The sequence below is a fragment of the Desulfomicrobium norvegicum genome, assembly GCF_900114595.1.
GTDB classification, from domain to species: domain Bacteria; phylum Desulfobacterota; class Desulfovibrionia; order Desulfovibrionales; family Desulfomicrobiaceae; genus Desulfomicrobium; species Desulfomicrobium macestii.
Genome location: NZ_FOTO01000002.1, coordinates 317,816 through 330,033, shown reverse-complemented (window position 1 = coordinate 330,033; position 12,218 = coordinate 317,816). Strand labels below are relative to the sequence as shown.

Genomic DNA, 12,218 nt, shown 5'->3' with positions numbered 1-12,218 from the left:
AAATTTTCATAAAGGTTTTTGGGCAACAACAAAAAAAGTTTCTCCGGCCCCCTTAACTCCTGCCGCCCTCAGAAATCGCTTCATCAACCAAAGTGCTTTGCCTTTCCAATTTAGCAACCGCCAGTCAGAAAAATTTCTCCGCAACAAATGCATAAAGTTAAATAGTGGCAAAATATCTGACCGGATCCTATGGTCAGTAAACGACTGAACGTGCCCCCAGCGATGAAATTTTACGCCGCAGCATGGACAGACCACAAAATTTTCTTGAATATTTTCCTCTGCGGGCACTGTAAAAACGAATTTCCCACCAGGTCGCAATACTCGGAAAACTTCGTACAAAGTTTTTCTGTAATCATCCACATCAAGATGCTCAAGCACCTCGGACATCACGACAACATCAAAAAAACTGTGGCTCCATGGTATATCTTGACTAAATCCAACCACTGCTCGATCACCTATACAATGTGCTTCACGCAATAAAGCAATCGCTCCATCGCTTGGATCTAGCGAATAGACAATTACTCCTTGCATGCTTAACAACATTTCTTCAAGTCCACCATATCCGACACCAATATTGAGTACACGATCTCCTGATGCGACCTCTCTCGATATAGCTTTATAGCGCGGAAACGCTCCTGCAAATAAATTTTTCGCAAAATGATCTGTTTGAAAATGATCCCATATTTTTCTTTGTTCCACAATATCACCAGTAGCCTTATACGAACAAAAAAACTCTATTTTTTATTCATATAAGTAGTAAAAATCAAAGATACAGCCGTCGCAAAATACATCGCAACAGTCGACCAAGCCAAACCAACTCCCTTAAAATCATACAACATTAACGCACTTCCTAGCTTAACAACAAAGCCAACGCTAGCCGCCATAAAAATGCAATTTTGTTGTTTTACAGCGCCCAACCACTGAACCAGCACGATACCAGAAAGATAGAATGGCAACTGCACCCCAAGAACAACTAGCACTTCGGAAACTACAACTGTATCTGACGCAGTGAACGCCCCCCGTTCAAACAGTATTTTTACGACAGGCTTCGCCAACAACGCAAGAACCCCAACTCCGCCAACACCAACCGCTCCAAATAACCATGCCCAACGCTTGGCGATTTGCCAACTCACCCGCGCATCCGCTACTCCAGAAAGTACAGGCAGTAAGGCGCGACCAATTACCACCGCACTGAACCCAAGAACTAATGCCATAATTCGTTGGGCATATATATAAGCAGCAAGCACTCCTTCACCCATACGCACTGCAAAAAATTGATCAACTAGCCCACTAATTGTCATAACGATTTGAGCCAGAAGCATCACGCCAAACACATGTCGTAAGCCACGCCAATGAGTACAGGCAAAATTTGGCATCGCAGCATTAAAACCGCACCTACTCAAATGAGCCAGCCAAAAAAATTGCACCACAACGCCTCCTAGCGTCCCAGCTACCAGCGGCAACGTACTATGGCCCAAAGAAAAATCAAAAAATATCATACTCAAAAGCGCCAGAATGATACACAGTGCAGGCATCGCTTCCAGAAAAGTATTGGCATGGCGCTGTTCGCTCATCAACCAAGAGGAATACAGACCAATTAAGCAGCTAAATCCTACAGTAGGTGCAAGCCAAGGAATGGAAGCCAACGCTGCTTGCTTGCCTAGCGCGCTTAAACCCGCGAAACCACTTGCAACGAATCCGAATAGAATGACACCCGTAATGACACTCGCTACAACACCAATAATAATCGTCGCAAACAGAAGTTCACTTCGAAAGTGAGCTTCTTGATCATTCTGCCCGGCACGCATACTAACGAGATACGGAATAAGCACGAAACTTACGACACTGAAAAAGACACTTCCAGGCCACATGATCAGATTGAACGCAAACAGATAACCGTCCACCACGGCGCTTGTACCATAGCAATACGCAACAAGCATCTCCTTGCCAGCCGCAATCAACTTGGCGAGCAATAAAAACACAGCCACTCGGCTCATTCCCCGCAAAATGGCTTTATTTTCGATGCTTATAAAACGGAATCGGTCACGAAAGCCATTCGGCAACAAGGCCATAACAATCCTTACCACTGCGCATCAAAGGAGGGAGCTTTCGGGGGCAAGCTTTTTTCACATGGGCGCACGGCGCCAAGCATTTCCTTGACAATATTAAGTTCTCATCCCCAACTTCAACAAGTTAGGCCTAAAAATGCACCTCTTTTTCATTCCGCCCGTTGCCCTTGCATGGGAAAAAAGTTTTTCCTACCCGCCCTACGTGATCAAGCTGCTCCCATTGTCGTTGTGATGGAAAAGCGAAAGATCATATTTATGCGATAGGAACAGGCCGTCTAAGGTCAGGCTGATTTTGTTCAAATTCTGATGAGCGAGTCTCTACTCTTTGCATACTCTTCGTAGAAATCCATTTACACTCATTTATATCTGAAACCACCGGCCGGAACCTTTCCGGTAAAGACTTTCTTCCCATTTTTTCGAATAAGATATGAACCAATTGAAACAACTCATATTCCCCCGGCCTTACCCACGCTATCCAAGACCTCTGCCAGTTCTTCAATGCCGGAACATGCCGCGTTCAAAACCATAGCCTTCATGTCGTCGCCTTCAGGATAATCATGCGCGAATTTGTTGCGAATTTCCCGAAGCTCCTGCCAACGCTGAACACTGGGAAGAATCCCCATTTTTTCCAGTCTGTTGAGCTTATCCAGCATGGGGCTGTCTTCCAGCGGCTCCATCAGAACTTTAAGCAGAGCAGGAAAAAGCTTGCTGCCCATGCTATCTTGCAGCTTTGAGTATCGCAGCACAAGCTGGTCGACGTCTTGAATGGACTCCAGGTCGAGGAGCGCCAACTTCTGCCCGTCCAGTGGCAAATGTACCGTCAGTGACTTGAGGGCATGCCTAGCGTGAATCAGATGTGTGCAGCATTCCTGCCACGCGTCATGAAAACGTAATTCATTGATCTCAATGTTTGTCGAAATCATAACTGCACTCCAGAAGCTTTTGCGATGCGTAAAATTTCAGGACGACTCTTGCGATCCGGGTAATCCACAAGCACGTCTATTTTTTGTTCCCCAAGGGCCAGCTTGACCTTGGCCAAAAAACGGAGTTGAGCTTCGAAAATTTCAGTTTGCCCTGTCTTGTCGGTCTCCACCAGCAGGTCGATATCACCACCCCGCCGAGAATCATCTATGCGAGATCCGAAAAGAAAAACCGTGGAGTCTGCTCCGAAAGCCTCTCGCGCCGCGTCGCAAAGAACCCGACGCTCTGTTTCTGTAATACGCATACTCCCTCCTCACATCAGAACCACTGCCTGGCCACCCGAAGGGCCACCATAATCATCTAACGTCTTCCATGGAACATACTTATATTCGTCAAATATTCAAAATATTCCTGGGAATACTACACAATTTCCTCTCCATGCAGTCGGATCTCTTCCACAAGCGTGCCCCCAGCGGCAAAATCCTCGGGGCTGAATGGAATTGGCTCAATATTATTATTAATCTTTCTGCGAAGCGGAACAATTTTACGTCGGTCCATGAATCGATCGCCTGTAAAAAATGGCGAAACCAAAGCCACATCCACGTCGCTTTCTTCCCTTGCAGTGCCTCTGGCCCAAGAGCCGAAAAGAAATGCCTTGTCCACAGAAATTCCGTTTTCACGAAGAACGGCGATGTACTTCCTGACATCCTGAATCACGAAAGCTTTTTGAGAATCCATGCTTTCATCTCCCCGAGACAACCGACCCTCACACCACCTTCCAATGCGGCCGCCCCAAAAAAGTCTTCTTCGAACCCTCGAATTCATCCACGCCGATGACCATCACCCTCAGCTTTCTTCGGATCTTGCCTTCGGTCAGGCGCACATACTCGCCCAGCCTGTCCGCCTTGACCTCGCCGACGATCAAAAGGTCGATGAGCCCGGAGTCCTTGCCCAGGGCGTAGTCGTCCAGGATGTAGACCGCGTGCACGTCGCCAAGGTCCCGGCGGACGTCTTCGACCACCCGGTCGATGCCGAGGCTCTTTTTGACGATGGAGTGCAGTTCGGGAAAAATGGGGTGCTTGGTGTTGGCGCGAAAAAAAAGGGAGCGGCCCTGTTTGTTTTTTTCCAGATAGCCGGCTTCGGTCAGGCTATCGAGTTCTTCCTTGACGGCATTGGGGGAGACGGCGAATTCCGTTGCCAACTCCCTGAGATAGCAGGACACGTCAGGGTTTAGGAAAAGCTTGAGCAGCAATTGAATGCGTGTTTTCGAGGAAAATAGTTCAGAAAGCATGGGCTTTTCGTACAGCCATTTTGAACGATATGCAAGAAAGCAGGTGACAAAAAAGCGACTCCCCGCAATTTGAGGGGAGCCGCTTCAGCGAGGATGAAAACCAGCCGAACTACTCTTTTGTCTCCTTCTTTTGGCCTACGGTGACACGATCCTTGATGGTCTCGTACTTGGCCGGGCCAATGCCCTTCACTTCCTGAATCTCCTCCACCGTGGCGAACGGATGGGCTTCCCGGTACTCAACGATCTTGGCGGCGGTCACCGGTCCGATCCCGGGCAGGCTCGTGAGCTCCTGCACGGTCGCTGTGTTGATGTTGACCAGGTCCTGCGCAAAGCCCGGGGCGGCAAAAAAGCCCAGCAGCAAAACGCAGATCATCACTTGCAACAATTTCTTCATCAAATAACCTCCTTGTGAATTTCGGAGGATCAATGCATAAATTCTCGCTACTCCACAATATTGATTTATCAATGTACGAAAAAAATGAACATCATGGACATAAGTACATACACGACGCTACCATTCGTACGAAAAACAAAGAACGCTCTTGTCAAATACATACCATTTTATATGAAACGCAAATGCGTAAAAGCATAAAAAAAGCAGGCCTGACAAATCAGACCTGCTCCGTATCGAACATGCAAAAATGACTACAGCATTTTCAAATCCCAGTTCCAGAGCCCTTGGCGCTCCTTGATCGAGACCTTCTCGGGCACCGGCTCGTGCAGACGCGCCAAAAGGGCGTATCCGGCCTTTTCCAGTTCCGTCCATTTTTCGCTCAGGTCCAGCTCCCAGTTGGGGAAGGTCCAGACCAGGTTGCCGTAGGTTCTTGACCAGAACTGCTCTCCCTTGGGACTCTGGAACGGTTCGCGTTCGCGCAGATTTTCCGAACGGATGCGCGAGACGCACAACGGATGGATGCCCTTGACCAGAATGCCCAGCGGCAAGGGCGACAGGGCCGGCAATTCCAAAAATCCCTGGCGATCCAGTTCCGGGCTGACAAAGGCCCCTGCAAAGCCCATGCGGGAAAGCTCCGCCAGAGCCAGCGGGTTGGCCGTGTTGCACATGGGCCCGGCCCAGAAGGTCTGGCGCTCGGGCTTGCCGAAAAGCCCCATCTGCCAGGGCGCGTTCAGCACGAACTGCCGGGCACCAAGGCGGGTCATGTTGTCCAGGCACTCGGTCCAGGCCTTTTCTTCCGCGGGCCAGATCACGGGTGGCAGCCACCACCAGATGCGACCGAAAATATTGCGGGAGATGTTCCGCTCCACCCCGGGGGTGAGCCATACGGCCTGCTCGCTCTGATTGCCGAGCCGCGCTGGCAGGCTGCGCCAAACGTCCATCTCGCGCGGCTTGCCCTTGCGCCGGACGCAGCGCGGCAGGGTCGGAGAAAAGGTCGACTCCTTGGTTGGCCGGTCAAAAGCCAGATCTTTTTTCAGGTCCGCGATCAAGGCTTGCAGCTCCCGCTCGCGTCGGTCCACCAAAAAGACCGGAGCGCCCTGGGGAGCGGGTCGCCCCTGCCCCTTGGCCAGCTCGAGGCGGCCACCTTTGGGGATGTCGCGCCGGATTTTCACGGTCTGGTGCCCGGCCTGATCCTCGTAGCCGATGCGCAGCAGATCGCCGCTTTTGAGCGGTTCGCGCGGGGAGACATAGGCGGCCTTGAACCCGCCCTGGACCTTGCCGACCATGTGCCCGGAAGCCGTCTGCTCCCGGTCGGCGATGGGGTTGCTGGGCCGATGCCCAAGAAAATTATAGTGCGAGGACGGCCGCCCCAACGCCATTTCCAAAAGCCCCAGGGCCGCCTTGCGCTGGGCCGGATCGTCCCCGGCGTCACGCAGCATGCGATAGGCCGTGACCGTGTAATACACGTAATGAGGCCCCTTCTTGCGTCCCTCGATCTTCCAGGAACAGGCCTTGTCCACCCCGCTCAAAGGACGCACCAGCACGTCCAGGGACAGATCGTCGCAGGAAAAGAACGAGGTCTTCTGGCTCTTCTGCTGATACTGACGGCGGCAAGGCTGCACGCAACGGCCGCGAAGACCGCTTTTGCCGCCCAGATAACTCGACCAGTAGCACCTGCCCGAGACGGCATAGCACAGCGCGCCATGCACAAACACCTCAAGGCCCAGCTCGTCGGGGCAACGGGCGGCGACGGCCTTGATCTCGTCGATGGACAGCTCCCGGGGCAGCACCAGCCGGTCCACGCCCAGCGCAAGGATCTGCGGCAGTCCGGCGATGGTTCCGCCGTTGGCCAGGGTGGAGAGATGCAGCTCGCCCTTGAACCCGGCCTGCCGGGCCAGCGCGGGCAGTCCGAGATCCTGCACGATCAGCGCGTCCGGTCCGACTTGGGTTTGCAGCCGGTGAATGAGACGGCCGGCCTGGTCCAGCTCGGGAGTCTTGAGCAGGTTGTTCATGGCCACATGCACGCGAATGCCCTTGGCATGGGCAAGCTCGGTCAGGGCCGCGAGCTCGGTCAGGGAAAAATTCTCCGCCTCCATGCGCGCGGAAAAATTTTTAAGCCCACAATAAATGGCGTCGGCGCCGGCGGCGATGGCGGCCAAAAAGCTGTCAATATCACCGGCCGGGGCGAGAATTTCGATTTTTTTCTTGATTTCCATGGGAAGACCAACGGCCCTGGGCCGAAAGTTGATGTCCGCGGGCGGGAGGCCAGCGGCGCTGCTGCGTATGAAAATTGATCAAAAGGCAGGCGAACTTATTCCGGGTAGCGTAACGGGCAGGGGGGATGTCAAGGACCAATACGCGGCGGGAGCAGCCGAATGCTTGTGAACTACGCACTAAACGCGTAAGACAATTGCCCAGCACCACCTAAGAACACGTAGGAAAACAGGACATCTAAGCACATGGGAATGACGGATCTCGTTTTCGTGGCCACAAGCCAAGACTCCCTTTTCCAGGAAACCAGGGATCACCTTGCCAAGCTCGGATACAGCAACTGCGCGCGATTTTCCTCGGGCAAGGCGGCGGTGGAATTCATCAAGTTCAATCCGGCCCGGATCATCATCGTCGACACGGAAGTCGAGGACCTGACCATCGCCGAGTTCGTCAGCGCCCTGCGCGAAGTCCGGCAGGCGGAATATCTCCACATTCTGGTCATTTCGGCGGAGCGGGCCGAGGAGTTCGTGCTTGGCGTCATCTCGGCCGGATGTTCGGGACTGGTTTTGCGCCCCTACAACCTGTCGGCCCTGGAAAAGCATATGGCCCAGTCCAGAAAGATGGTGCAAACCCAGGACAGCGATCGCGAAACCGTGGAGCAGGCCGAGACGCTCATCGTCCAGGGCCGATACGAGGACGCCATCGGCGACCTGACCCTCGTCGTCAACCAGGAGGACGAACAGGCCAGTCGCCTCTTCTTCCGAGGCTGCCAGTTTCTGGTGGACAAGAAGTGGTCCGACGCCATCCAGGCCTTCAACCAGTCGCTGGCCCGCAACCAGACCTTCATCAAGGCTTACGAAGGACTGGCCCAAGCCTATCTGGGCAAGAACGACACCGACCGCTATCGTCATTACCTGCAAAAAGCGGCCGAAGAATATGCAAAGCTCAACAACTTTGCCAAGGTCAAAAAAATATTCGTCGAAATCGTCAAATACGACATCAACGCGCCCAATCCATACAATACGCTGGGCATCAGACTGCGTCAGGAAAAACAGTACAAGGAAGCCATCCAGGCTTATTTTCAGGCCGTCCAGCTTAGCCCCAAGGATGAGAACATTCACTACAACATGGCCAAAGCCTATTTTTGCGATGCCCAGCCGGAAAACGCGCTGGAATGCATCAAACTCGCCCTGGGTCTGTCTCCGGAACATATCGAAGCGCTCAAGATGTACCGTCTGCTGACCGGCATATCCTGGGAAGACAATTCAAACGCCCCCTTTCAACCGCCCAAGGGGATGTGATCCATGGCCAAATTCAGCACCTGCGCCATTTGCGGAAAACTGGTCGATATCGATCAGGAGTCGCACACCCTGTTTCATTGCCGCAACTTTCTGCTGCGCTCCTACTATGGTGAAAAGAACGAACACCGGCGCGCACGCCTGCAGGAACGCATCGACGCCCTGAACGCCCGCATGCGCGTCAAGGGCAACAACCTGCTCGATGCCTGACCGCGTCTCCAGCAAACACAAAAGCTACATCCTCGAAGAACTTCCCGCGCTCCTTGGCCACGCAAGGGCGTCGAGCGGCCCCAGGGCCTCAAGGGCGCTCCTGGTCGCATCCTCCAGAAACATGGCTCCGCTTTTGGGCGGGCAGGCGTAGGCATAATCCTTTCCGTCCAGGGAAAAACGCAGGGTGTGGGCGTGCAGATACATGCGATCCGGCCACTCCGGGACAATGGGATGATAGAGGACGTCGCCCAGGACAGGCGCGCCCAGACTCTTCATGGCCACGCGCAGCTGATGCGTGCGCCCGGTCATGGGTTTCAGGACGAAGAGGCGCAGGCCCGGCCGCACGGACCAGCTCAGAAACCGCGTCCTTGCCGGACGCTCCATGGTCCGGGCCAACATCCAGCTGCCCCGGCGCGAACGGACCATGTCGCCCTGAATGAGCCCCTGCTTTTTGTGCGGGGCCATGTCCGAAAGGGCGACGTAGTATTTGCTCACGGCGCGTTCCCGAAACAGCCCGGCCAGGACCCCAGCCCACTCCCGGCTCTCGGCCAGAAGCAGCAACCCGGAGGTGGCCTTGTCCAGACGATGCACCGGAAAAACCCTCCGGCCCAACCGATCCCGGACCAGAGTGCACAGCCCGGGACGGCCGTCGCAATCATGAAAATCAAGCCCCGGGTCTTTGTGCACGACAAAAAATCCGGGCTCCTGTGCGATCACTTCAAAATCCGGCACGCCGATCACCATTTCTCTTTCTCTTCATTACCAATGCATTGCCCGGGGCAGCACCCATCATGACGGCGGCAGGATTTCGCCACGGCCGGGCCAAGGCTCTTTGGCCTGCGTGGACATGACCGCGGATCTCGCGGCAGCTGCCAATTTCCAATCCCCATGAGTGCCTCCGCATGTTGTCCGTGCAATGCCCTGCCGAAGATAAGGGCGCGATCGCTTCCCCCGAACAGACCAATCCCCGCGCCACCGCAAGACGCGCAATTGTCCTTCACTTCTTGAAGTTTGCCATTATGTGCTCTACTCAGTAAACAGTTGATTTTCTCAAACCAACGCGGCTGCATTGCGCCTTCCCCATCACCAACACGAGGAGCGTTCATATGGATTGCTTTAGCGGAAAAGTCTGGCACCACCTGCCTGCAAAGGAAGTGCTGGAAGTATTCCAAGTCGAGCCGGACAAGGGCCTGGACACCCTGCAGGTCAAGTGGCGGACGGACGAATTCGGCCCCAACTCCCTGACCGCGCGCCGGGGCAAAACCAAGCTTGAACGCTTTCTGCTCCAGTTTCACCAGCCCCTGGTCTACATCCTTATCGCGGCCGGAATAATCACCGCGGCCCTTGGGGAGGTGGTGGATTCGGGGGTCATTATCGGCGTAGTCTTGGTCAATGCCATCGTGGGCTACATCCAGGAAGCCAAGGCGGCCGGAGCGCTTGAAGCGCTTGCCAATTCCATGATCACAGAGGCGGTGGTCATCCGTTCGGGCTCCACACGCCGCGTGGCGGCTTCCGAGCTGGTCCCCGGAGACATCGTGATTCTGCGCTCGGGCGACAAGGTTCCGGCCGACCTGCGCCTCGTCGCCATCAAGGATCTGCGCGTGGACGAGTCGGCCCTGACCGGCGAATCCGTGCCCGTGGGCAAATCCGCGGACCTTCTGCCCCAGGACGCCGTCCTTGGCGACCGCCGCAACATGGCCTACGCATCCACCCTGATCACCTACGGCCAGGCCACGGGCGTGGTCGTGAGCACCGGCGACTGCACTGAAATCGGCCGCATCTCGACCATGGTCTCCGAGGCCGACGAACTGGCCACGCCCCTGACCCGCAAGATCACAAGCTTCAGCCACATCCTGCTCTGGGCCATCCTGGGCCTGGCGGCCCTGACCTTCGCGGCGGGCGTCCTGCGCGGCGAAAAAGCCGCCGACATGTTCATGGCCGCCGTGGCCCTGGCCGTTGGCGCCATCCCCGAAGGGCTGCCGGCCGCCGTGACCGTCATCCTGGCCATGGGCGTCTCGCGCATGGCCTCGCGAGGCGCTATCATCCGCAAGCTCCCCGCCGTGGAAACCCTTGGCGGAGCCTCGGTCATCTGCTCGGACAAGACCGGCACCCTGACCGAAAACCAGATGACGGTCACCGCCATCTTCGCGGGCCGCGCCAGCCACGAGGTCAGCGGGACAGGCTACAAGCCCGAGGGTTCCATCGAAGGGTTCAGCGACACGGATCAGGCCCTGCGCACGACCCTGCTGGCCGGACTTCTGTGCAACGACACCCGCATCGAATATCTGGAAGGCGGTGAAAAGGTCATCGGCGACCCCACCGAGGCGGCGCTCATCGTGGCCGCCGGCAAGGGCGGCCTCGACCTTGAGGCTGAATCCAAAGGGCTGCCACGGCTCGACACCCTACCCTTCGAATCCGAACACCAATACATGGGCACCCTGCACGACCAGGGCGCGGACACCCCCCGTCTGGCTTTCTTCAAGGGCTCGGTCGAAGCCATGCTCGATCGCGCGACCATGGAGCTTCTGCCCGACGGAAGCCTTGCCCCGCTTGATCACGCAGCAATCCGTGCCGAGGTCGAACGCCTCGGTCTCGGCGGCATGCGCGTCCTGGCCATGGGCTGCAGGGAACTGCCCAAGGACGCATCCTCGCTTGATCATGGCGATGTCGCTTCCGACCTTATCTTCCTCGGTCTCACGGCCATGATCGACCCGCCGCGTCCCGAGGCCATCAGGGCCGTGCAGGCCTTCCACCGCGCCGGAGTCAACGTGAAGATGATCACCGGCGATCATGCGGTCACGGCGGCGGCCATCGGCGTACAGCTCGGTCTTGGCATACAGACGTGCCCCGGGCAGCCGACCTGCCAGGTCATGAGCGGCTCTGAAATGGCCCTCATGTCCGATGAAGAGCTGATCGCCAAGGCCGCGGACACCTCCGTCTTCGCCCGTGTCGCCCCGGATCAGAAGCTGCGCCTGGTCATGGCGCTGCAGAATCGCGGCGAAGTCGTGGCCATGACCGGCGACGGCGTCAACGACGCACCGGCCCTGAAACAGGCCGACATCGGCGTGGCCATGGGCAGAGGCGGCACCGAGGCGGCCAAGGAAGCCTCGGACATGATCCTGACCGACGACAACTTCGCCACCATCGAGGCGGCCGTGGAAGAAGGCCGGGGCGTGTATGACAACCTGCTCAAATTCATCGTCTGGACCCTGCCGACAAACGTTGGCGAAGGCCTGGTCATTCTCGCCGCCGTCCTGCTGGGGGTGGCCCTGCCCATCCTGCCTGTGCAGATCCTGTGGATCAACATGACCACAGCGGGATGCCTTGGCCTCATGCTCGCCTTCGAGCCCAAGGAACCGGGCATCATGGACCGCGACCCGCGCGATCCGCGCATGCCCATCCTGGACTCGGAGCTGTACATCCGCATCATGCTTGTAGGCGGCTTGCTCCTCATTGCCGCCTTCGGCCTCTACGAGTGGGAACTGCAGACCACCGGCGTGCAGGAACAGGCCCGCACCGTGGCCGTCAATGTCTTCGTCATGGTCGAAGCCTTCTACCTCTTCAACAGCCGCTCCTTCACCCGCTCCCCCTTTGCCCTGGGCCTGTGGACAAACCCGTGGGTGGTCGCCGGATTCGGAATCATGGTGATCCTGCAGCTCGCCTTCACCTACGTCCCGTTCATGAACGTCCTGTTCGGCAGCGCGCCCATCGGCCTCCTGCCCTGGCTCAAGATCATCGGAGTCTCGATCCTGGCCTTCATCGTCATCGAGATCGAAAAATGGCTCCGCAACCGTCCGGCAAAGGCCGTCAGAGCATAGACCGGG

At 56.2% G+C, this 12,218-nt stretch carries 12 protein-coding genes; 3 read left to right on the top strand and 9 right to left on the bottom strand.

Features of this window, described 5'->3' with window-relative positions; genetic code table 11:
- Positions 1-6: 6 nt before the first annotated feature.
- The 8 genes from BMZ24_RS05475 to BMZ24_RS05440 all read right to left on the bottom strand — a co-directional run bounded on the left by BMZ24_RS05475 (position 7) and on the right by BMZ24_RS05440 (position 6,891).
- Positions 7-699 (bottom strand): class I SAM-dependent methyltransferase, encoded by a 693-nt coding sequence (locus BMZ24_RS05475; protein WP_161949045.1) that lies wholly within the window; start codon positions 697-699, stop codon positions 7-9.
- Between the two features lie 35 nt (positions 700-734).
- Positions 735-2,072, bottom strand: coding sequence for a lipid II flippase MurJ (locus BMZ24_RS05470; RefSeq protein WP_092190085.1), 1,338 nt, complete (start codon positions 2,070-2,072; stop codon positions 735-737).
- A gap of 443 nt (positions 2,073-2,515) precedes the next feature.
- The gene (locus tag BMZ24_RS05465) at positions 2,516-2,992 is read right to left on the bottom strand and encodes a hypothetical protein (protein ID WP_244150286.1); all 477 of its coding nucleotides are present in this window, start codon (positions 2,990-2,992) and stop codon (positions 2,516-2,518) included.
- A complete protein-coding gene (locus BMZ24_RS05460; protein ID WP_092190083.1) occupies positions 2,989-3,294 on the bottom strand; it encodes a nucleotidyltransferase domain-containing protein in 306 nt (101 codons plus the stop codon). The genes BMZ24_RS05465 and BMZ24_RS05460 overlap by 4 nt, the downstream gene beginning before the upstream one ends.
- Positions 3,295-3,410: 116 nt before the next feature.
- Complete coding sequence (locus BMZ24_RS05455; RefSeq protein WP_161949044.1) at positions 3,411-3,728, bottom strand: nucleotidyltransferase domain-containing protein; 318 nt, start codon at positions 3,726-3,728, stop codon at positions 3,411-3,413.
- Between the two features lie 28 nt (positions 3,729-3,756).
- The gene (locus BMZ24_RS05450; protein ID WP_092190079.1) at positions 3,757-4,281 is read right to left on the bottom strand and encodes a winged helix-turn-helix domain-containing protein; all 525 of its coding nucleotides are present in this window, start codon (positions 4,279-4,281) and stop codon (positions 3,757-3,759) included.
- A 109-nt stretch (positions 4,282-4,390) separates the two neighbouring features.
- Complete coding sequence (locus BMZ24_RS05445) at positions 4,391-4,675, bottom strand: ComEA family DNA-binding protein (RefSeq protein WP_092190077.1); 285 nt, start codon at positions 4,673-4,675, stop codon at positions 4,391-4,393.
- Between the two features lie 251 nt (positions 4,676-4,926).
- The gene (locus BMZ24_RS05440; protein WP_092190075.1) at positions 4,927-6,891 is read right to left on the bottom strand and encodes a peptidase U32 family protein; all 1,965 of its coding nucleotides are present in this window, start codon (positions 6,889-6,891) and stop codon (positions 4,927-4,929) included.
- A gap of 249 nt (positions 6,892-7,140) precedes the next feature.
- Between BMZ24_RS05440 and BMZ24_RS05435 the strand changes: the two genes are divergently transcribed.
- Both BMZ24_RS05435 and BMZ24_RS05430 read left to right on the top strand, forming a co-directional pair.
- On the top strand, positions 7,141-8,187 hold the full coding sequence (locus BMZ24_RS05435; RefSeq protein ID WP_161949043.1) for a tetratricopeptide repeat protein: 1,047 nt from the start codon (positions 7,141-7,143) through the stop codon (positions 8,185-8,187).
- Between the two features lie 3 nt (positions 8,188-8,190).
- Entirely contained in the window at positions 8,191-8,394 is a 204-nt protein-coding gene (locus BMZ24_RS05430; RefSeq protein WP_092190070.1) for a hypothetical protein, read from the top strand.
- A 24-nt stretch (positions 8,395-8,418) separates the two neighbouring features.
- Here the strand turns inward: BMZ24_RS05430 and BMZ24_RS05425 are convergent, their stop codons facing one another.
- Positions 8,419-9,126, bottom strand: coding sequence for a pseudouridine synthase (locus BMZ24_RS05425; protein WP_208599804.1), 708 nt, complete (start codon positions 9,124-9,126; stop codon positions 8,419-8,421).
- Between the two features lie 374 nt (positions 9,127-9,500).
- Here BMZ24_RS05425 and BMZ24_RS05420 point away from each other — a divergent pair, with 374 nt between their 5' ends.
- Complete coding sequence (locus tag BMZ24_RS05420; protein WP_092190066.1) at positions 9,501-12,212, top strand: cation-transporting P-type ATPase; 2,712 nt, start codon at positions 9,501-9,503, stop codon at positions 12,210-12,212.
- Positions 12,213-12,218: the final 6 nt, after the last annotated feature.